The sequence below is a fragment of the Achromobacter sp. 1L-A-4-B-C2 genome (assembly GCF_057291955.1).
The window spans coordinates 946,493-966,590 of sequence record NZ_JBXAWP010000003.1 but is presented as its reverse complement, the minus strand read 5'-3'; the positions used below and the strand labels follow the sequence as shown (position 1 = coordinate 966,590).

The window sequence follows — 20,098 nt, the reverse complement described above, 5'->3', positions numbered from 1 at the left end:
CAGCCGCCACGGAGTTGTACGCGCCATGAAGACCCGCATCGAAAAAGACACGTTTGGGCCGATCGAAGTCCCCGAGGATCACCTCTGGGGCGCCCAAACGCAACGTTCGCTGCATTTTTTCGCGATTTCCACGGAAAAGATGCCTGTCCCGCTGGTCAACGCCATGGCGCGCCTGAAGCGCGCCGCCGCCAAGGTCAATGCCGAACTTGGCGAGCTGGACCCCAAGATCGCCGACGGCATCATTCGCGCGGCCGACGAAGTCATCGCCGGCAAGTGGCCCAACGAATTTCCGCTGTCGGTCTGGCAGACGGGGTCGGGCACGCAAAGCAACATGAACATGAATGAAGTGCTGGCCAATCGCGCCTCGGAACTGCTGGGCGGCGTGCGTGGCGAAGAGCGCAAGGTGCACCCGAACGACCACGTCAACCGCGGCCAGTCGTCCAACGATACGTTCCCGACCGCCATGCACGTGGCCGCCGCCGTCGAAGTCGAACATCACCTGCTGCCCTCGCTGAAGCAGTTGCGCGCCACGCTGGCCGAGAAAAGCGCCGCCTTCTACGACATCGTCAAGATCGGCCGCACGCATTTGCAGGACGCCACGCCCTTGACGCTGGGCCAGGAACTGTCCGGCTATGTGGCGCAGCTGGATCTGGCTGAACAGCAGATCCGCGCCACGCTGCCCGGCCTGCATCAGTTGGCCATTGGCGGCACGGCGGTGGGCACGGGCCTGAACGCGCATCCCGAATTCAGCGCCAAGGTGTCGGCCGATCTGGCGCATGCCACCGGCACGGCCTTTGTGTCGGCGCCCAACAAATTCCAGGCACTGGCCTCGCACGAGGCCTTGCTGTTCGCGCACGGCGCGTTGAAGTCGCTGGCGGCCGGGCTGATGAAGATTGCCAACGACGTGCGCTGGCTGTCCAGCGGCCCGCGTTCGGGCCTGGGCGAAATCAGCATTCCGGAAAATGAGCCGGGCAGCTCGATCATGCCGGGCAAGGTCAACCCCACGCAGTGCGAAGCCGTCACCATGCTGGCCGCGCAGGTCTTGGGCAACGACGTCGCCATCAATATTGGCGGCGCCAGCGGCAACTTCGAACTGAACGTGTTCAAGCCGCTGGTGATCCACAACTTCCTGCAATCGGTGCGCCTGCTGACGGACGGCATGGCCAGCTTCAACGCGCATTGCGCGGCCGGCATCGAACCCAACCACGAGCGCATCGCTGAACTGGTCGACCGGTCACTGATGCTGGTGACGGCGCTGAACCCGCACATCGGCTACGACAAGGCCGCGCAGATTGCCAAGAAGGCGCACAAGGAAGGCTTGTCGCTGAAGGAGTCGGCGCTGGCGCTGGGTTACGTGACCGAAGCGCAGTTCGCCGAATGGGTGGTGCCCGGGTCCATGACCAACGCGCACAAGTCGTAAACGTCTGGGGACAGGGCTCAAGCACAGGGCCAAGCCAAGCCAAGCCAAGCCCAAGCCCAGCCCAAGCCCAGCCCAAGCCCAGCCCAAGCCCAGCCCAAGCCCAGCCCAAGCCCAACAAGGCTGCCCGACCCGGCAGCCTTTTTTTCGTCGGATCAGGGCTGCCCGGCCAGCAGCAGCCACATCGGTATCGTCACCGCCGAGAACAGCGTGCCCAGCGATATCAGCACCGCCACCATGCGCCCGTCACCCCCCATGCGCATGGCCAGTACATAAGCGGCCGAGGCCGTCGGCAGGGCCGCGAACAGCAGCAGCATGCGCGCTTCCAGCGGCGGCAGGCCCAGCAGCATCGCCACGCCCAGCGCCACGGCGGGCAGCGCGACCAGTTTCACGGCCAGCATCCAGGCGATCAACGTGCCATAACCCTTGCCGCCTTCCCAGGCCAGGCTGGCGCCTACGCAAATAATCCCCAGCGCCAGCGCCGCCGCGCCCAGCCGCCCCAGCACCGTGTCGACGGGGCCGGGCAGGTGCAGGCCCGCCAGGTTGCATGCCAGCCCGACCAGCGTGGACACGACCAGGGGGTTGCGCGCCAGCTCGCGCAGCAGATTGCCGCCGTTGTGGCGCGCCAGGCCATAGACCGCGGCCACATTGGCCATGGGCACGGCAAAGCCGACGATCAGCGCCATCACCGTCTGGCCCTGCGTGCCGGCAAGGCTTGCCGACAGCGCCAGGCCGATATACGTGTTGAAGCGGTACCCGCACTGGGCCGACGACGCCAGCCCCACCGACGACGGCCGCAACACCCAGCCGGCCAGCCACGCCATCGCCACGCCGGCCACCACCACCGCCGCCGTGGCCTGTAGCAACATGGCCGCGTTGCCCGCGGTGATGGGCGTGCGCAGAATGGATTGGAACAGCAGCGCGGGGAACAGGACGAAGTAGACGAGACGCTCGGTGCCCGCAAAAAACTCGCGCGAAAAACCCAGCTTGTGACGCAGCGCCCAACCGAGCGCGACCAGCATGAAATCAGGGAAAACCAGGAAGGCGACCGACATGAGGAAAGGGTGTTTTAACAGCGCGTTGACCGGGGATCGGCACGCTATGCGGGTGTAAGCATTTGCTGCTATTCTCCGTCATTCTGGCGGGCGCGTCTGCCACAAGCACCTTATAAAAGCAGCGCCACACACGCTGCACAGAAGCAATGCGCTCCCACCGTTATCTGCTGGCCCGTCCACAGGCGGAGACCATCTCAAAACGGTCCGTTTACATACGGGCTCGCACTCTTGGAGGAAACACACCTATGAATAAAGTTCGCTCCCTGGCCGTTGCTATCGCTTTGGCTACCGGCGCCGCCGGCACGCTTGGCGCCTCCGTCGCGCATGCCGCCGACAAGTACCCCAGCAAGCCTATCCGCGTGATCGTTCCGTTCGCGCCCGGCGGTTCCACCGACATCATCGCGCGCCTCGTGACGCAACGCATGAGCCAGGAACTTGGCCAGCCGATGGTCGTGGAAAACAAGGGTGGCGCGGGTGGCGCCATCGGTGCCTCTGAAGCCGCGCGCGCCGATGCCGACGGCTACACGCTGTCGATCGCCACGGTCTCGACCATGGCCGTCAACCCGGCCTGCCGTCCGAAGGACCTGCCGTACGACCCGATCAAGGACTTCCAGCCGGTCACCAACTTCGCCAACACGGCGAACGTGGTTGCCGTGAATCCGAAGTTCCCCGCCAAGGACTTCAAGGGCTTCATCGAAGAACTGAAGAAGAACCCCGGCAAGTACTCGTATGGCAGCTCGGGCACGTGCGGCGTGCTGCACTTGATGGGCGAATCGTTCAAGATGGCCACGGGCACCGACATCGTGCACGTGCCGTACAAGGGTTCGGGCCCGGCCGTGGCCGACGCCGTCGGCGGCCAGATCGAAATCCTGTTCGACAACCTGCCGTCCTCGATGCCGCAGATCCAGGCGGGCAAGCTGAACGCCATGGCCATCGCCTGGCCCGAGCAGATTCCCGCCGTCAAGGGCGTGCCCACGTTCAAGGAAGCCGGCTTCCCGGTGCTGAACCAGCCGGTCTGGTACGGCCTGCTGGCCCCCAAGGGCACGCCGATGGAGGTCGTGAACAAGCTGCGTGACGCTGCCGTCGTGGCCCTGAAGGACCCGAAGGTCATCAAGGCGCTGGACGACCAGGGCTCGGCGCCGTCGGGCAACACGCCTGAAGAGTTCGCCAAGGAAATCAAAGAGCAGTTCGACTGGGCTCAAGACGTGGTGAAGAAGCAGAACATCAAGCTGGATTGATCCGGCTTGGGGCTGGCTGCCTAGCCGGTTCCTGATGCTGAAATGAGACGGGCGCCCTGACGGGCGCCCGTTTTTTTTTATGCCGTGCAGTGATGCCGGCACGACGGCGACACGACGGCGACACGACGGCGGCCGAATGCGCGCGCGGCCAGTCTTGCAACGTCGGCCCGGCTGCTTCAGCTACTCCATTTACCCGGACTACCCCGCCACATCCAAGGACGCCACGCGGGCGGCGCAGGCCGCGCGCAGCCGCTCGATCAGGTCAGCATGCAGCGCCGACAAAGGGTCCTGGTTGCGCACCATGATGCTGATCGGCACGCGCAGCGCGGGCTCCAGGCGGCGCAGGCTCATGCCGGGACGCAACATGGCCTGCGCGGTGATGGCGTCGACAATGGCGTCGCCGCAACCCGCGTCCACCAGCGCGCAGGCCACGTAATGCGTTTGCACCTGGATGGAGACCTGCGGCGCCAGCCCCTGCGCGTCCAGCGCCATTTGCAGCAACGCGCCGGACGCATCGCCCGCATCCAGCACGATCAGCGTTTCACCGGTGGGATCGGCCAGTTCGGCCAGGCGCATGGGCCCCGTGGCCGGCCGACGGCTCAGGTGCACAAGCTCGGTGTGGCCCAGGCCGGTGCGCGTCAGGCCGGGATAGTCGTTGGTGTCGAAGGTAATGGCCAGGTCCAGCTCGCGCGTGAGCAGGCCTTGCACGAGTTCCGCACTGTGATGCGTGTGGATGTCGAACGTGATGCCGGGCTGCGCGTCGCGGCTGTCGCGCACCACGCCGGGCAGCAGGCCCAGACCCAGCGCGGGGGCGCAGCCCAGGCGCAAATGCCCATGCGGCCGGTCGCGCAGGTTGGCGACCAGCCGGCGCACGCTGTTCAGGTCCTGGTTCAACCGCGCGACCTCGGGCGTCAGGATCTCGGCTTCTCGCGTGGCCACCAGCCGGCCTTTGACGCGATCAAACAGCTTGAAGCCCAGCTGCGCCTCGGCGTGCGCCAGCAGCTTGCTGGCGGCCGGCTGCGAGATATGCAGCGCGGCGGCCGCCTCGGTCAGGGAACCGGTACGACGGATCGCTTCGAAGATTTCGATGTGGCGCAGGCGCATGGCAGGACAGGATAGGGGACCGGAACCGCGATTCTAAGCGGTTGACGGCGCGCGACCCGCTGGCCGATCATCATGGACGCCTGCCGGACACCCGGCGCCACCCTGGAGCTCACCATGCGCGCTTGCCGCCACGCCGCCGCCGTCTTGCTTGCCGCCACCCTGACGGCCAGCATGGCCCCCGTCCCGGCCGCCTGGGCCCGCACGCCGGCCACCGAAGACATCAACCCCGAAGCCGCCAGCGGCGCCAAGGCGCGCGAACTGGTTCGCGCCAAGCATTACATGATGGTGTCGGCCAACCCGCTGGCTACCGAGGCGGGCGATGCCATGCTGCGCAAGGGCGGCTCGGTGATCGACGCCGCCATCGCGACGCAGCTGGTGCTGAACCTGGTCGAGCCCCAATCGTCCGGTATCGGCGGCGGCGCCTTCATCGTGTGGTATTCGGCCAAGTCCGGGCGCATCCAGACCGTCGACAGCCGCGAAACCGCGCCCGCCGCCGCGCGCCCCGACCGTTTCCTGGACGCCGACGGCAAGCCGCTGCCGTTTGCGCAGGCCGTCAACAACGGCATGTCGGTGGGGGTGCCGGGCTTGTTGCGCGGCCTGGAACTGGCCCACAAAGAAGCGGGCGTGCTGCCCTGGGCCGACCTGTTCCAGCCCGCCATTGACCTGGCCGAACAGGGCTTCGCCGTGTCGCCCCGCCTGCACACGCTGCTGGCCGGCAACAAGGCGCTGCCCACGCAGGCCGCCGCCGCCGCGTATTTCTACGCGCCCGACGGCGCGCCCTGGCCAGTAGGCCATGTGCTGAAAAATCCCGAATTCGCGCGCACGCTGCGCGCCGTGGCCAAGCAGGGCGCCGATGCGTTCTACCAGGGTGACATCGCGCGCGACATCGTGGCCGCCGTGCACGGCCACGCCAAACCGGGCGACCTGACGCTGGCGGACCTGGCCAACTACCGCGCCAAGACGCGCGACCCGGTGTGCGGGCCGTATCGCGGCTACCAGCTGTGCGGCATGGCGCCGCCCAGCAGCGGCGGCATCGCGGTGTTGCAGATGTTGGGCGAGCTGGAACAGTATCCGGTCGCCACCTACACGCCCGGTTCCGTGCAGGCCGTGCATTATTTTTCCGAGGCGGGCCGGCTGGCCTTTGCCGACCGCGACTTCTACGTGGCCGATCCGGACTTCGTCAACGTGCCGGTGCGCGCGCTGCTGGACCCGGCCTATCTGCGCGCGCGCGGGGCGTTGATTCAGCCCGACCGCAGCATGAAGGTGGCCCTGCCCGGCGACCCCGAAGGCAAGCTGCTGACCCTGGGCCGCGACAACGCGCTGGAAGTGCCGTCCACCAGCCACCTGGTCGCGGTGGACGCCAAGGGCAACGCGCTGTCCATGACGACCACCATCGAAAGCGAGTTCGGCAGCAAGATCTTCGTGCGCGGTTTTTTGCTGAACAACGAAATGACGGATTTTTCTTCGTCGTTCAAGGACCCCGAAGGCCGGCTCGTGGCCAACCGCGTCGAAGCGGGAAAACGGCCGCGCAGCTCGATGGCGCCCATGATCGTGCTGCGTGACGGCAAGCCCGTCATGCTGGTGGGATCGCCCGGCGGCAGCGCCATCATCAACTACGTGGCCAAGACCATCGTGGGCGTGCTGGATTGGGGCCTGGACATGCAGGCCGCCATCGCGCTGCCCAACATGGGCAGCCGCAACAAGGAAACCGAACTGGAAAAGGGGACTGCGCTGGAGGCGCTGGCGCCCGCGCTGGAAGCCATGGGGCATCCGGTGCGCATCACGGAATTTCCCAGCGGGATACACGGCATCGTGATCGACGGGCAGGGCTTGCAAGGGGGCGCGGACCCGCGCCGCGAAGGGCTGGCCAAGGGCGGTTGAAGCCGCGCAAGGCGGGAGCAAGGCGGGGCGCGATGCGCACCCGCCCATTTCGGGCAAGGCCCATGCCTTGCCGCCCCGCCAGATCGACGCTGTGACGTCCGATCAAGCGGTCCCGCGACCCCGCAATGCCGCCTCAATCCAGCGAGGCCGGGTCGATCTCCATGCGCGCTTCCTTGCGGTGCGCCACGTACGTCACGCCCCACATCACCACGCCCAGCAGCAGCAACCAGCCCGCCACCTGATATTGGATGACGTCGCGCCCGGTCAGCGGGGTCACCATGAACAGGCAGGCCGCCGCGCCCAGCCACGGCACGATGCGATTGATCGTGAAGTGCTGATGCTGGACTTTGTCGCGGCGCAGGACCAGCACCGCCACGTTGACGAAGGCGAACACCCCCAGCAACAGCAGCGCCGTGGTGCCGCCCAACGCGCGGATGGCTTCGGAGTCGGCCAGCGACACCAGGATGATCAGGCCGAAGGCCAGCACGGTCGTGAACAGAATGGCCGTCCACGGCGTCTGGTTCTTGCGATGCACGTGCGCCAGAAAGGCCGGCAGCACGCCCTGGCGCGACATGCCGTACAGCAGGCGGCTGGCCATCATCATATTGATCAGCGCCGAATTCGCCACGGCAAACATCGAGATGATCGGCATGATGTATTCCACCGGCAGGCCCGGGGCGGCGCGCTTGACCACCAGCACCAGCGGCGTCGAGCTCTTGGCCAGTTCGCCCACCGGCACCAACGCCACCGCGCAGATCGACACCAGCACGTAGATCACGGCCGTAATGCCCAGCCCCGTCAACATCACCTTGGGAAAAATGCGGCTGGGCTCGTGCGTTTCCTCGGCCATGTTGACCGAGTCCTCGAACCCGACCATCGCGAAGAACGCCAACGCGGTAGCCGACGTCACGGCCAGGAACACGCTTTTATCCTCGGGCGTGTCGAACGCCACCACGCGCGAGAAATCCGCCTGCCCGCCGGCGATGGCATAAAAGCCCAGCAAGATCACCATCAGCAGGCCCGACAGCTCGATCAGCGTCAGCACCACGTTTGCCTTCACGCTTTCGGCCGCGCCGCGCAGGTTCACCAGCATCACCAGCAGCATGAAGCCCAGCGCGCCGAACGTGATCCACGTCTTCTCGGCCTTGATGCCGAATGCGGCGAACAGGTTCGCGGCGAATGCCTGGGACGCCGTGGCCGCCGATGTCAGCCCCGAACACATGACGGTGAAGCAGACGATGAAGGTCAAAAAGTGCACGCCGAACGCCTTGTGCACATACAGCGCGGCGCCTGCCGCCTTGGGGTACTTGGTGACCAGTTCCAGGTAGGACAGCGCGGTCAGCAGCGCGATGGCAAACGCCACCAGGAAGGGCAGCCAGGCCGCGCCGCCAACTTCGGCGGCGACCTGGCCGGTCAGTGCATAAACGCCTGTGCCCAGGATGTCGCCAACAATGAACAGCAACAGCAGCTTGGGGCCCATCACGCGCTTGAGCGGCGCGTTTTCCGATTGCGATGGGGCTTTTACATCGGTTGTAGCCATCTTCTTTTTCTCCTCTTTCTTTGACTCGCGGGAGGCGACCCGAAAAGTCTAAGGGGAGGACGTAGCAGCCGTTGCTACAGCGGTGCAACGAAATGTCTTAGTTGTTGGTATTCGTTGATGGCGCCTCTTGCAGCGCGGGCGGCAGCTTGCGCAAGGTGGCGGGCGTGCGCGACAGCTTGATGGGTGAGCCCACCCCCTTGTAGTCGCCCTGTTCCACCACCATGCCGCGATGGCGCGTGTGCGGGTGCGCCAGCGCCTCGTCCACCGTCTGCACCGCCGCGGCGGGCACGCCCGCGCGCAGCAGGCGGTCGGCCAATGGCGCGGCGTGTTGCGGCGCCAGCAGGTCGGACAAGGCGTCGCGCAAGGCCTGGCGGTTTTGCAGGCGATCGGCGTTGGTGGCAAAGCGCGGGTCGGCGGCAAGTGTCGGCGCGTCCAGCACCTGCGCCATCAATGCAAACTGCCGGTTGTTGCCCACGGCCAGGAAGATCGGGCCGCTGGCGGTGGGCAGCGTTTCGTAAGGCGCGATGTTCGGATGCGCGTTGCCACTGCGCTTGGGCACCTTGCCGCTGTAGAAAAAATTGGCGGCGTGCGGATGCAACAGCGACAGCGCGCAGTCGTACAAAGTGATGTCCAGGAACTGGCCCAGGCCGCTGCGATGGCGTTCGTTCAGCGCCAGCAGGATGGCGACGGCGGCGTTCAAGCCAGTCACCATGTCCACCACCGGCAAGCCCACGCGCGTGGCGTCGCCGTCGGCTTCGCCGTTCACGCTCATCAGGCCGCACATGGCTTGCGCGCAGGCGTCGTAGCCGGGCAAGCCGCCCAACGGGCCATCGGCGCCGAACCCGCTGACGCGGCAATGCACCAGCTTGGGAAACGCCTGGCTTAACGTGTCAAACCCCAGGCCCCATTTTTCCAACGTGCCGGGCTTGAAGTTCTCGACCAGCACGTCCGCGTCGGCCAGCAGATGGCGCAGCAGTTCCTGGCCCGCCGGTTGCGACAGGTCCAGCGTCATGCCTTCCTTGTTGCGGTTCACGCCGATGAAGTACGAAGCCGTGTCGCCCAGGAAAGGCGGCCCCCAGCCGCGCGTTTCATCACCGCCCGGCGGTTCGATCTTCAACACGTCGGCGCCGTGGTCGGCCAGGATCTGCGTGCAATACGGGCCGCCCAGCACGCGCGACAGGTCGATGACTTTGCAGCCGGCAAGCGCGCCGGCGTTCGGTAGGGTAGGGGCCATGGGTGGTCTGCTTCAGTCGATGGAAACGTTGGCGCTCTTGATCAGCTCGCGCCACTTGGGGACTTCGGTGGTGATGAACGCGGCCAGCCCTTGCGGCGTCTGGTCTTCTGCGGCAACGATGCCTTGCGAACGCAGCGTCTGTTCGATGGCCGGGTCCGACAGCGCCGTCTTGAACGCGCGGTTCAAGGTATCGACCACATCGGCCGGCGTGCCCTTGGGCGCCACGATGCCGAAGAAGACGCTGACGTCGTAGCCCGTCAGTCCTTGCTCGGACAAGGTGGGCAGGTCGGGCAATGCGTCAGAGCGTTGCGCGCTGGCCAGGCCGATGGCGCGCAGCTTGCCGGCCTTGATGTAAGGCAGCGCGGTCAGGATGTCGGTGAATGACATCGATACCTGCCCGCCCAGCAGATCGTTCAGCGCCGGGCCCGTGCCCTTGTACGGGATGTGCATGATCTTGGTGCCGGCCATCTGGTTGAACAGAATGCCGGCCAGATGCGATGACGCGCCGTTGCCCGACGAGGCGTAGCTGAGCTTGTCCGGATTCTGCTTGGCGTACGCGATGAGTTCTTTGGCGTTGTTGACCGGCACCGACGGGTTCACGACCAGGATGTTGGGCAGGTGGCCCAGGCGGATGATCGGCGCGAAGCTGGTTTCGGGGTTGTAGCCCTGCTTCTTGTAAAGGCTGACGTTGATGGCCAGCGGGCCGGACGTGCCGAACAGGATCGTGTAGCCGTCGGGCTTGGCCGACGCCACGTATTCCGAGCCGATGTTGCCGCCCGCGCCGCTGCGGTTTTCCACGATGACGTTCTGCTTGAGCGGTTCACGCAGTTTTTCGGCCAGGCGGCGCGCCATGGCGTCGGTGGGTCCGCCCGGCGGGAACGGCACGATCAACGTGATGGGTTTGGCGCTGGGGTAAGCATCGGCCGCCAGCGCGGGCGCGGCGGGCGCCACGGTGGTGGCCACGGCCAGCAGCAAGGGGGCAAATAGGCGTTTCATGGTGGTGTCTCCTGTGAGGGGGGCGCGCCGGCTGTGCCGCCGGCGTCGCGGATTACAGCGCGTACTGCAAGATGGCCTGGCAGGCGGCGCTTTCGTTGGGGGGAATGGCGTAGGGGTCGCGCGGCGCCAGGCGGTGCAGCAGCACCTGGTCGGCCAGTTGCGCACGGCTTTGCATGCCCGCGTCCGTGGCTTCCCAGCGCAAGGCGGCCATGGACACGGCGTGGTAAAGCAGGGACGCCGCCTGGCGGGCCAGTTCGGCGTGGTCGCCCATGGCGGCGTGCTCGGCCAGCGCAAAGGTCTTGGCCAGCGCGTCGGCCTGCAACGCGGCCAGCGCGGGCGGGCAGGGCGCGCCGTCTGCCAGCAGCTGGTCGATATGGGCGCGCAGCGCGGGCAGTGAATTTTCTTTCTTGATGGCGCGCAGCACGTCCAGCGCGACGATGTTGCTGGTGCCTTCCCAGATGGATCCCAGATGCGCGTCGCGCACCAGGCGTGGCTCGGTCCATTCTTCGATATAGCCGCAGCCGCCGCGCACTTCCATGGCGTCGCCCGTCACCTTGCGCGCGTCGCGGCAGGCGCGGAACTTGATCAGCGGGGTCAGGATGCGCGCCAACGCCGGGTCGGCCATGCCCTGGTCGGCGTCGGCCAGCGCGCGCGCCGTCTGGAACATGACGCTGCGCGCCTGCTCGGCCCAGACCGTCATCTTGACCAGCTGGCGTTGCATCAGCGGCATGTCGATCAGGCGCTTGCCGAAGGCGCGGCGCTGCTGCGATACGAAGATCGCTTCGGTCACCGCGCGGCGCATCAGCCCGGCCGCGCGCATGCCGTTGGACAAGCGCGAGTTATTGATCATGTCGGCCATGTGCTTGAAGCCCCGGCCGCGCTCGCCCACCAGCCAGGCCACGGCGCCTTCCAGCCGGATTTCGCCGCTGGCCATGGAACGCGTACCCAGCTTGTCTTTCAGACGCAGGATGCGGTAGTGGTTGTGGCTGCCGTCGGCCAGGTCGCGCGGCAACAGGAACAGCGAGACGCCTTTCAGGCCGGGCGCGGTTTCGCTGCGCGCCAGCACCATCGCAAAACCCGCGTCGGGGTTTGAGCAGAACCACTTGTCGCCGTGGATGCGCCAGCTGCCGTCCGCTTGCAGGTCGGCGGTGACTTCGGTGGCGCTGACGTCCGAGCCCGCGCCTTGTTCCGTCATGAACATGGCGCCTTGGCGCAACGCATCGAAATCCTGCGTGGTCACTTGCGGCAGCACGCGTTGCACCAGCGCCGGGTCGCCGAACTTGCGCAGCGTGCGCGCCAGCGAATCGGTCATGCTGACCGGGCAGCACAGGCCGAATTCCGCTTGCACGAACAAATGGCTCAACGCGTACTTGGCGGCGGCCGGCATGGGTTCGGGCCAGCCCAGCACGCCGCCGCGATGCGACAGCGCGGCCAAGCCGAATTCGCTGTACGCCAGCCGTTCCAGTTCCACATAGGCGGGGTGCTTGTCCACCCGCGATTCGTCGGCCCCGGCCCGGCTGCGTACCGACAGCGTGGGCGGATGCTTGTCCGCCGTGGCGGCCAGTTCGTCCATCACGCCTCCGGCCAAGCCGCCCAGGCGTTCCAGGTGGGGCAGCAGATGGGCGTGCAGCGGTGCGGGCAGGTAGCGCCGGCTGAGCGCGGCGGCGTAGGGGTCGGCAGTGAACAGGTTCAGCCCGCGTGAATCCGGCACCGGGGTGGAGGCGGCGGAAGTGGCAACGGAGGGATTGGGGCGGGCGGGGGCGTCCATGGCGGCATCCTGCGAAAAATCGGGAAGATGGCCGATGTTGCGCGGGTAGATTAATCTATGCAAATACCGTTTTGGTGTAGAACAATCCATAAAAAATATAGATAGGGGGAGACCATGGATCTGGACCCGCGCCTGTTGCGCTACTTCATCGCGGTAGCCGAAGAGCGCCATTTCAGCCGCGCCGCCACCCGCCTGCATATCTCGCAGCCGCCGCTCAGCTACGCCATTCGCCAGCTGGAAGACAACGTGGGCGCGCGCCTGCTTGCCCGAACCAGCCGCCATGTGGAACTGACCGACGCCGGCCACGTGCTGTATCGCGAGGCGCTGACGTTGCTGCGGCAGGCCGAGGAAGTGCGCACACTGGTGCAGCGGGTGGACGCGGGCCTGCGCGGCCGGCTGCGCATCGGCTTCGTCGGGTCGATGCTGTATCGCGGCCTGCCGGTGCTGCTGAACGCCATGCGCGCCGAACTGCCCGACGTGGAGCACGTGCTGACCGAGTTGAACTCGCACGAGCAGATCGAAGCCGTGCGGCGCGGGGAACAGGACCTGGGGTTCATCCATGCCAACCCGGTGCCCGAAGAGGTGCTGGCGCGTGACCTGATCGCCGAACCTTTTGTGGTGTGCCTGCCCGATTCTCACCCGCTGGCCGCGCGCGCGTCGTTGCGGCTGGCCGACCTGGCGGGCGATGACTTCGTCTTCTTCGCCCGTGCGGCCTCACCCAGCTATTACGAAACCGTGTTGTCGATGTGCGTGGCGGCCGGCTTCATGCCGGTGGTCCGCCACGAAGTGCGGCATTGGCTTAGCGTGGCGTCGCTGGTGTCGCAGGGGCTGGGCGTGTCGATCGTGCCGTCCTGCCTGTCGCGCAGCGGGCTGGCCGGCACGCGCTTCATTGCGTTCGAACACGCGGCGCGCTCGGTCAGCCAGGTGATCTGGCAAGCCGGCGCGCAGTCGCCTTTGCAGCATCGGGCCATGGCGCTGGTGACGCGCCATTTTCCGCCGGCCACGCCGGCGGTGGCCCAGCAGGCGGATTGACGATCAGCGGAACACGACGGTTTTGTTGCGGTTCAGCAAGATGCGGTGTTCGACATGGCTGCGCACCGCGCGCGACAGCACCAGCGATTCAATATCGCTGCCCACTTGCGTCAGGTCGGCCGCCGTCATGGTGTGGTCCACGCGTTCGATGTCCTGATCGATGATGGGGCCTTCGTCCAGGTCCGACGTCACGTAATGAGCGGTGGCGCCGATGATCTTCACCCCGCGCGCGTGCGCCTGGTGATACGGGCGCGCGCCCTTGAAGCTGGGCAGGAAGCTGTGGTGGATGTTGATGGCGCGGCCGTTCAGCGCGCGGCACATATCCGCCGACAGGATCTGCATGTAGCGGGCCAGCACCACCAGGTCGGTGTTGGACTGGTCGGCAATCTGCAATACCTGCTTTTCCTGCTCGGCCTTCGTGTCGGCCGTGACGGGCAGGTAATGGAACGGGATGCCGTAGGACGCCGCCAGGCTGGCGTAGTCGTTGTGGTTGGACACGATGGCCGCCACTTCGGCGTGCAAATGCCCGCTATGCACGCGAAACAGCAGGTCGTTCAGGCAATGGCCCTGCTTGCTGACCATGATCAACAGGCGCTGCTTGCGGCGCGCGTCATGCAGCTTCAGGTCCATGCCGTAGTCCGCCGACAGCGTATCCAGGCGGCCGCGCAGGTCGTCGGGGTTCACGGCCACAGGCAGGTCGAAGTGCACGCGCAGGAAGAACTGGCCCGTTTCCTCGTCGCCGAATTGCTGCGAATCCAGGATGTTGCAACCCAATTCGAACAACAGGCCGCTGACGCGGTAGACGATGCCGGTGCGGTCAGGGCAGGACAGGGTCAGGATGTAGTCGTTGTGCTGCATGGTGCGGGAATAGGCCGAGGTAAGGAGAAGAGGGGATGGGCGGAATCAGGCGCTCAGGCGCGCCAGGGTTTCTTCCGCCAGGGCCAGGCTGGAGGTCAGCCCGGGAGATTCAATGCCGAACAGGTTCACCAGCCCGGGCACGCCATGCACGGCGGGGCCGGCAATGACGAAGTCGGCGGCGGGTTCGTGTGGGCCCGAGATCTTGGGCCGGATGCCGGTGTAGCCGGGCGCCAGTGCATGGTCCGGCAGCGCCGGCCAGTAGCTGCGCACCGCGTCGTAGAACACGTCGGCGCGCGCCGGGTCCAGTGTGTAGTCTTCGGTGCCGATCCATTCGGTATCGGGTCCGAATTTCGCTTGGCCGCCCATGTCCAGCGTCAGGTGCACGCCCAGGCCGGCGTGTTGCGGCACGGGGTAGATCAGGCGCGTGAAGGGCGCGCGGCCGGCCAGCGTGAAGTAGCTGCCCTTGCACAGGTAATCGGTCGGGATGGTGGCGGGCGGCACGCCGTCGATGCGGCGGGCCAGCGCGGGCGCTTGCAGCCCGGCTGAATTGATCAGCACGTTACAGGTCAGCGTCATGGCTTCGTCGCCGCCGAATTGCAGTTCGAACCCGCCTTCGGGGCGCACGCGGCCGGACACCAGTGGCGTGTGAAAGACACACTGCGCGCCAGCATTTTCGGCGTCGCCCTGGAATGACAGCATCAGGGCATGGCTGTCGACGATGCCGGTGGATGGCGACACCAGCGCGGCGGTGCATTGCAGCGCGGGCTCCAGGCGCATGGCTTCTTCGCCGGAAATGAACTGCAAATCGTCCACGCCGTTGGCGCGCGCGCGCTGGGCGATGCCCTCAAGCTGGGCCGCCTGATCGCGGTCGGTGGCCACGATCAGCTTGCCCAGGCGCTTGTGCGGCACGCCGCGTTCGGCGCAGTACGCGTACAGCAGGTGCTTGCCGCGCACGCACAGGCGCGCCTTCAGGCTGCCCGCCGGGTAATAGATACCGGCGTGGATCACTTCGGAATTGCGCGAGCTGGTGCCCGTGCCGATGGCTTCGGTGGCTTCGGTCACCAGCACTTCCCGGCCGGCTTGCGCCAGCGCGCGGGCCACGGCCAGCCCCACCACGCCCGCGCCGATGACGACGCAATCTACGTCCACGCTCATGGCGTCTTCCTTTCGGACCGGCCGCCCGCGGGCGTCAGGTCAAAGCCGCCGGCGTGAAACACCAGCGGCGGTTCGTTGCTGTGGCCGCAGCGTTCCACTTCGCCCACCATGATGATGTGGTCGCCTTCTTCGTAGCGGCTGCGGTTGCGGCATTCGAACCAGGCGGCGCAATGGCCGTCCAGCATCGGTGTGCCGCCTGGCGCGTAATGCACCGTCAGGCCGGCGTAGCGGTCGGGCGTCTTGCCCGTGGCGAAGCGGCGCGCCAGCGCGATCTGCTCGGCGCTCAGGACGTTGACCACGTAGCGCTCGCACTGTTCGAACGCCGCCAGCGAGGACGACGAGCGCGACAGGCTCCACAGGATCAGCGGCGGGTTCAGCGACACCGAGTTGAACGAGCTGACCGTCAGGCCGATGGGGGCGCCATCAAGCCCGGCGGCCGTCACGACCGTGACGCCGGTGGCGTAGCGGCCCAGCGCGGTGCGGAAAAAAGCGGCGTCAAAATCAGGGGAGGAGGCGGGCATGCAATCGGTAATTGGGCGGGCGCGCAAACGCGCCCGACATCAGGGCGACAGGCGTTCGATCTTCCAGGCCGGGCCGTCCGCGACGTAGCGCAGGCGGTCGTGCAGGCGCGACGGCCTGCCTTGCCAGAATTCGATGGCGGTGGGCTTCAAGCGGTAACCGCCCCAGTGCGGCGGACGCGGCGGCTGCTCACCGAAACGTTCGCGGAATTCCTTTTCACGGGCTTCCAGCGCTTCACGGGTAATGGGCTGGCTCTGGGGCGAAGCCCAGGCGCCGATGCGCGATCCGGCGGGGCGGCTGTGATAGTAGGCGTCCGACTCTTCGGGCGCCACTTTTTCCACCACGCCCTCAATCCGGACCTGGCGTTCCAGGGGCTGCCAGAAAAACAGCAGGCTGGCGCGCGGCTCGGCCAACAGGTCTTGCCCCTTGCGGGACTCGTAGTTGGTGAAGAACGTGAAGCCGCGTTCGTCAAAGCCCTTGATGAGGACGATGCGGGCGCTGGGCTGGCCGCTTGCGTCGACCGTGGCCAACGTCATCGCGTTGGGCTCGGGCACCTTGGCGGCCAGGGCTTCGTCGAACCAGCGGGTAAATTGCTCGAACGGCGAGGCGGCGGCCTGGTTTTCCAACAGGACGTTCTTTTCGTAGCTTTGACGCAGATCGGAGACGGACATGAGGATGGGGATTCAGGGTGGATAACAGGGAGTTTATACCGCCCGCACCACCACCCGCCCTTTGACCCCGCGCAGACCTCGGGGATGTTTCCGGCCCGGGGTGTGGCCGGGCAGCACTACCCACCCCGTTCCCGCCCGATTCAGGCGCCTTCAGGCAGCCTGTGTCCGTCTTCTTCCAGCAGCCGCGCAATGGCGTCCAGCCGGGCATCGTGGATGCCGGCCGCCCGCAGCGCCTGGGCCGTCTGCACCACGTAATCGGTGCAGGGGCCGTAGCGGCCGGCCGCCCGGCGCACGATGGCCAGCAGTTCGTCCTGGGGCAGCGCGCGGATGTACGCGGGGTTGTCGCGGTTCATGATGAACACCAGCGCGCGCACGGTGCCGGCGTCGGTAGTGCAGTTGATCCAGCGGGGCAGGTAGGCGCCGGTGGACATCTCGCGTTCCCACAAGGCAGGGAAATAGTTGGGCACCTGGTCGCCCGCCAGGCGGTACACGACGCCGCGGCAGGAGCCGCCCCGGTCCAGCCCGAACACCAGCCCCGGGCATTCCGGCGTGCCCCGGTTGACCCGCGACCACAGGCACAGCGCCCGGTGGTGGCCGCGCAAGGTCGCCAGCCGGCGCTCCATGAAGTCAAAGTCCGGGCGCCAGATCAGCGACCCGTACCCATATACCCAGACGTCGTCTCCCGCCTGCCAATGGCGCAGCGCGTCGTCCAGCGAGGCCTGTCTTTCTTCGGGCGTCCACAGGCGAAAAGGCAAGCTGGCGCCGGCGACGCCGGGGGCGGAGGGAGGGGACTGCGTGTTCACTTAAGGCTTCCGGTCAGACTCGAGCGGGGGATTTCGATTGGCCCACCCGCCCGCCATCAGGGCCAGCGAATAGGCCCAGAACAGGGGGGCAACGCCAATTACCGCACCCAGCGCGCCGAAGGTCAACGGCAGGGACACCTGAGAACCGTTGATCAGCGCCATGCGCAGGCCCACGGCTTCGGCCGCGCGGCCGGGCGGGGAATGCTGGTGCAAGAGCGACAGCATACTCGGTTGGCAACAGCCCAGCGCCAGCCCAAGAATGAAAGACAGCACGATCAACACGGTAACGTCGGTGAACAGCGGGTAAAGCATGAAGTCGATGGCGGCGGTGGCCATGGCCACGCGCACCAGCGTCCAGGACCGCACCCGGCGCATGATCAGCGGCAATACCAGCCGGATCACGAACGTTGCCGCCGCGAACGACGCCAGAATGACGCCGATGGTGGTGGCGGACAGCCCGATCGCCACGCCGAAAATCGGCACCACGAACAGATGCGTGTCCCAGGCGCCCGACAGAATTGTGTTGACCATCAGGATGCGGCGCAGGGCCGGCACCGCCAGCAGTTCGGTCACGCGGCGGCGCTGGGCCTCTTTGGCGCCGGACAGCTGCGAGTCCACCGCTTTCAGTTGGTGGCGCAGGTAATAAAGGCCGATGCCGGACAGGATGGGGCCCAGGGCCAGCAGGCCGAAGGCGGTTCGCGTGCCCAGGTTGTCGATGGCCAGACCCGCGATCAGCGGTCCCGAAAAGCCGGATCCGGCCAAGGCCAGCGACATGAAAGAGAAGTTGCGCAGCCGCTGCGCCGGTTCGGCGTGGCCCAGCAGATCTTGCGTGGCGACTTGGTGCAGCATGAAACCGATGCCGATACAGCAGGACGCCACCAGCAGGGCCGTCTGTGTCTGAAAGATAAAGGGCAAAGCGGTGCCGATGGCGACCAAAGACGTGCCAATGACCAGCGGGCGCACGATGCCCACGCGGTCCACCCAGCGGCCCGCGCGCACCGAGAACAGCATCGGCAGCACGGCGAACACCGCGACCAGGGTGCCGACCTTGAAGGTGGACAGGCCCATTTGCAGCGCGGTCAGCGACACAGTGATCCGGCCGCCCGTCAGCGCCACGTGGTTCATCATCGCCAACAGACACAGCAGCACCGCCCCGGAAAATTCCGGGGAACCAGAGGGCGAGGAGGGGGATCTGTTGGAGGTAGACACGGCGTTAACTGCAATCATTCTGTGCGGATCGTCGGGCTATGTCGAGGCGCGGTTTTTTTGCGGCGCGGCAAAATGTTTCAGGCGGCGCGAACAAGATAGCGGCCATCTAGCGGCCAAGTCGCGGCCTTACGCAACAAGAGGCGGCACGTTGGCGGCACGATCCCGGCAGGCGCAGGACGGCGGTTTCGTGCATGCGCCATTGCCGTTGTATCGTTCACGCAACGGAACAATCGTTCTTGCCGGCGTCCCGGCCGAAACCCGCTTTACGGTTTTTCACCGTTTCGCCGCAATCGGTCATCGCCACGCACCCTCGCCCCGTTTAGGATGGCGGCCCGACGTTGCGCGACTGCGTGGCGTTGCGAGGGCGTGGCGCTGCGATGGCGTGGCGTTACGTTACGGCCGCCTTGCCGGTCACTCATTCTCAGGTGCAATGAAAAAGTCCCGCAGTAAGTTCAAGCGTTACGCGTTGATCGCCGTCGTCGTCCTGTTGGGGGGGCTGGCGGTGCGCGCCATGTTCTTCTCGGCCCCGCCGCCGCCCACCTTCGCCGTCGCCGAGGTCGCCCGTGCCAACCTGGAAGACAGCGTGCTGGCCAGCGGCACGCTGGACGCCATTGAGCGCGTCAGCGTCGGTGCGCAGGCGACCGGCCAGCTCAAGTCCCTGAAAGTGCAGCTGGGTGACCGCGTCAAGAAAGGGCAGCTGGTCGCCGAGATCGACGACCTGACCCAGCAGAACGATCTGCGCAACGCCGAGGCCGCCCTTCAGACCCGGCGCGCCGAGCGGGCCGCCAAGGTCGCCATGCTGAAGCAGGCGGAACTGGCCTTCAAGCGCCAACGCCAGATGCTGGCCGCCGACGCCAGTTCGCGCGAAGCCTACGAATCCGCCGAGGCCACGCTGGGCGTGACCCGCGCCGAGATCGCCTCGCTGGATGCGCAGATCGCGCAGGCCGAGATCCAGGTGGACACGGCCAAGGTCAACCTGGGCTACACCCGCATCGTCTCGCCCATCGACGGCATGGTCGTGGCCGTGGTGACCAAGGAAGGGCAGACGGTCAACGCCATCCAAAGCGCGCCCACCATCATCAAGGTGGCCCAGGTGGACACCATGACGATCAAGGCGCAGATTTCCGAAGCGGACGTCACCCGCGTCAAACCCGGGCTGCCCGTGTACTTCACGATTCTTGGCGAGCCCGACCAGCGCTATCACGCGACCTTGCGCGCCGTGGAACCGGCGCCCGACTCCATCCAGAAAGACGACGCCACCACGTCGCTGACCGCATCCAGCGGCAGCTCGACTACCGCCGCCGTCTACTACAACGGCCTGTTCGATGTGCCCAACCCCGACGAAAAACTGCGCATCTCGATGACCACGCAGGTCTTCATCGTGCTGGGCGAGGCGCGCGACGCCGTCGTGGTGCCGGCCTCGGCGCTGGGCAAGCGGGGCGAGGACGGCCGCTATGCCGTGCGCGTCGTCCTGAAGGACAACAAGACCGAGGTGCGCCACGTCAAGATCGGCATGAACAACAACGTGCAGGCGCAGGTGCTGGAAGGGCTGGAGGTAGGCGAGCGGGTCGTGTCGGCGGATTCCGCCCCGGCCGCCGCCGCCGCGCCGGGGGCCTGA

At 66.6% G+C, this 20,098-nt stretch carries 17 protein-coding genes; 5 read left to right on the top strand and 12 right to left on the bottom strand.

Translation table 11 applies throughout. The annotated features are described in order from the left end of the window. Window positions 1-25 precede the first annotated feature (25 nt). Window positions 26-1,420, top strand: coding sequence for a class II fumarate hydratase (fumC, locus tag AC0Z35_RS17885; RefSeq protein ID WP_104143485.1), 1,395 nt, complete (start codon window positions 26-28; stop codon window positions 1,418-1,420). 152 nt (window positions 1,421-1,572) lie between these two features. On the opposite strand, the gene AC0Z35_RS17880 is transcribed toward fumC, so the two are convergent. Continuing rightward, the gene (locus AC0Z35_RS17880) at window positions 1,573-2,472 is read right to left on the bottom strand and encodes an AEC family transporter (protein WP_104143486.1); all 900 of its coding nucleotides are present in this window, start codon (window positions 2,470-2,472) and stop codon (window positions 1,573-1,575) included. 245 nt (window positions 2,473-2,717) lie between these two features. Between AC0Z35_RS17880 and AC0Z35_RS17875 the strand changes: the two genes are divergently transcribed. Next, the gene (locus AC0Z35_RS17875) at window positions 2,718-3,710 is read left to right on the top strand and encodes a tripartite tricarboxylate transporter substrate binding protein BugE (RefSeq protein WP_046806457.1); all 993 of its coding nucleotides are present in this window, start codon (window positions 2,718-2,720) and stop codon (window positions 3,708-3,710) included. Window positions 3,711-3,908: 198 nt separating this feature from the next. On the opposite strand, the gene AC0Z35_RS17870 is transcribed toward AC0Z35_RS17875, so the two are convergent. Next, window positions 3,909-4,814, bottom strand: a complete 906-nt coding sequence (locus AC0Z35_RS17870; protein WP_104143488.1) for a LysR family transcriptional regulator — start codon at window positions 4,812-4,814, stop codon at window positions 3,909-3,911. Window positions 4,815-4,928: 114 nt separating this feature from the next. On the opposite strand from AC0Z35_RS17870, the gene ggt reads away from it, so the two are divergent. After that, window positions 4,929-6,695, top strand: a complete 1,767-nt coding sequence (gene ggt, locus AC0Z35_RS17865; RefSeq protein ID WP_485132201.1) for a gamma-glutamyltransferase — start codon at window positions 4,929-4,931, stop codon at window positions 6,693-6,695. A gap of 133 nt (window positions 6,696-6,828) precedes the next feature. On the opposite strand, the gene AC0Z35_RS17860 is transcribed toward ggt, so the two are convergent. From AC0Z35_RS17860 to AC0Z35_RS17845, 4 genes are all read right to left on the bottom strand, one after another. Then, entirely contained in the window at window positions 6,829-8,235 is a 1,407-nt protein-coding gene (locus AC0Z35_RS17860; RefSeq protein ID WP_046806455.1) for an APC family permease, read from the bottom strand. A 97-nt stretch (window positions 8,236-8,332) separates the two neighbouring features. After that, window positions 8,333-9,469: a CaiB/BaiF CoA transferase family protein gene (locus AC0Z35_RS17855; RefSeq protein WP_104143492.1), complete on the bottom strand. Its 1,137-nt coding sequence runs from the start codon at window positions 9,467-9,469 to the stop codon at window positions 8,333-8,335. 12 nt (window positions 9,470-9,481) lie between these two features. Beyond that, window positions 9,482-10,465, bottom strand: coding sequence for a Bug family tripartite tricarboxylate transporter substrate binding protein (locus AC0Z35_RS17850; RefSeq protein ID WP_046806453.1), 984 nt, complete (start codon window positions 10,463-10,465; stop codon window positions 9,482-9,484). A gap of 52 nt (window positions 10,466-10,517) precedes the next feature. Then, window positions 10,518-12,233 carry an acyl-CoA dehydrogenase family protein gene (locus AC0Z35_RS17845; RefSeq protein ID WP_219991745.1) on the bottom strand — a complete coding sequence of 572 codons (1,716 nt, stop codon included), beginning with the start codon at window positions 12,231-12,233 and terminating at the stop codon, window positions 10,518-10,520. A gap of 114 nt (window positions 12,234-12,347) precedes the next feature. Here AC0Z35_RS17845 and AC0Z35_RS17840 point away from each other — a divergent pair, with 114 nt between their 5' ends. After that, window positions 12,348-13,265, top strand: coding sequence for a LysR family transcriptional regulator (locus AC0Z35_RS17840; RefSeq protein ID WP_485132202.1), 918 nt, complete (start codon window positions 12,348-12,350; stop codon window positions 13,263-13,265). A gap of 3 nt (window positions 13,266-13,268) precedes the next feature. Here AC0Z35_RS17840 and purU read toward each other — a convergent pair whose 3' ends face one another. From purU to AC0Z35_RS17810, 6 genes are all read right to left on the bottom strand, one after another. Next, the gene (gene purU / locus AC0Z35_RS17835) at window positions 13,269-14,123 is read right to left on the bottom strand and encodes a formyltetrahydrofolate deformylase (RefSeq protein ID WP_046807880.1); all 855 of its coding nucleotides are present in this window, start codon (window positions 14,121-14,123) and stop codon (window positions 13,269-13,271) included. Window positions 14,124-14,168: 45 nt separating this feature from the next. After that, window positions 14,169-15,278 (bottom strand): NAD(P)/FAD-dependent oxidoreductase, encoded by a 1,110-nt coding sequence (locus tag AC0Z35_RS17830; protein WP_046807881.1) that lies wholly within the window; start codon window positions 15,276-15,278, stop codon window positions 14,169-14,171. Beyond that, a complete protein-coding gene (locus AC0Z35_RS17825; RefSeq protein ID WP_319307658.1) occupies window positions 15,275-15,799 on the bottom strand; it encodes a flavin reductase family protein in 525 nt (174 codons plus the stop codon). The genes AC0Z35_RS17830 and AC0Z35_RS17825 overlap by 4 nt, the downstream gene beginning before the upstream one ends. 39 nt (window positions 15,800-15,838) lie before the next feature. Continuing rightward, entirely contained in the window at window positions 15,839-16,468 is a 630-nt protein-coding gene (gene pdxH / locus AC0Z35_RS17820) for a pyridoxamine 5'-phosphate oxidase (RefSeq protein ID WP_046807883.1), read from the bottom strand. Between the two features lie 140 nt (window positions 16,469-16,608). Beyond that, on the bottom strand, window positions 16,609-17,271 hold the full coding sequence (locus tag AC0Z35_RS17815) for a gamma-glutamylcyclotransferase (RefSeq protein WP_046807884.1): 663 nt from the start codon (window positions 17,269-17,271) through the stop codon (window positions 16,609-16,611). After that, window positions 17,272-18,480 carry an MFS transporter gene (locus AC0Z35_RS17810; protein WP_104143672.1) on the bottom strand — a complete coding sequence of 403 codons (1,209 nt, stop codon included), beginning with the start codon at window positions 18,478-18,480 and terminating at the stop codon, window positions 17,272-17,274. It lies immediately after the preceding gene. Between the two features lie 430 nt (window positions 18,481-18,910). Here AC0Z35_RS17810 and AC0Z35_RS17805 point away from each other — a divergent pair, with 430 nt between their 5' ends. Continuing rightward, the gene (locus tag AC0Z35_RS17805) at window positions 18,911-20,098 is read left to right on the top strand and encodes an efflux RND transporter periplasmic adaptor subunit (RefSeq protein ID WP_485132203.1); all 1,188 of its coding nucleotides are present in this window, start codon (window positions 18,911-18,913) and stop codon (window positions 20,096-20,098) included.

Coding starts and splice junctions, on each gene's coding strand:
- fumC (WP_104143485.1), top strand. CDS start 26: ATGAAGACCCGCATCGAAAAAGACACGTTTGGGCCGATCGAAGTCCCC.
- AC0Z35_RS17880 (WP_104143486.1), bottom strand. CDS start 2,472: ATGTCGGTCGCCTTCCTGGTTTTCCCTGATTTCATGCTGGTCGCGCTC.
- AC0Z35_RS17875 (WP_046806457.1), top strand. CDS start 2,718: ATGAATAAAGTTCGCTCCCTGGCCGTTGCTATCGCTTTGGCTACCGGC.
- AC0Z35_RS17870 (WP_104143488.1), bottom strand. CDS start 4,814: ATGCGCCTGCGCCACATCGAAATCTTCGAAGCGATCCGTCGTACCGGT.
- ggt (WP_485132201.1), top strand. CDS start 4,929: ATGCGCGCTTGCCGCCACGCCGCCGCCGTCTTGCTTGCCGCCACCCTG.
- AC0Z35_RS17860 (WP_046806455.1), bottom strand. CDS start 8,235: ATGGCTACAACCGATGTAAAAGCCCCATCGCAATCGGAAAACGCGCCG.
- AC0Z35_RS17855 (WP_104143492.1), bottom strand. CDS start 9,469: ATGGCCCCTACCCTACCGAACGCCGGCGCGCTTGCCGGCTGCAAAGTC.
- AC0Z35_RS17850 (WP_046806453.1), bottom strand. CDS start 10,465: ATGAAACGCCTATTTGCCCCCTTGCTGCTGGCCGTGGCCACCACCGTG.
- AC0Z35_RS17845 (WP_219991745.1), bottom strand. CDS start 12,233: ATGGACGCCCCCGCCCGCCCCAATCCCTCCGTTGCCACTTCCGCCGCC.
- AC0Z35_RS17840 (WP_485132202.1), top strand. CDS start 12,348: ATGGATCTGGACCCGCGCCTGTTGCGCTACTTCATCGCGGTAGCCGAA.
- purU (WP_046807880.1), bottom strand. CDS start 14,123: ATGCAGCACAACGACTACATCCTGACCCTGTCCTGCCCTGACCGCACC.
- AC0Z35_RS17830 (WP_046807881.1), bottom strand. CDS start 15,278: ATGAGCGTGGACGTAGATTGCGTCGTCATCGGCGCGGGCGTGGTGGGG.
- AC0Z35_RS17825 (WP_319307658.1), bottom strand. CDS start 15,799: ATGCCCGCCTCCTCCCCTGATTTTGACGCCGCTTTTTTCCGCACCGCG.
- pdxH (WP_046807883.1), bottom strand. CDS start 16,468: ATGTCCGTCTCCGATCTGCGTCAAAGCTACGAAAAGAACGTCCTGTTG.
- AC0Z35_RS17805 (WP_485132203.1), top strand. CDS start 18,911: ATGAAAAAGTCCCGCAGTAAGTTCAAGCGTTACGCGTTGATCGCCGTC.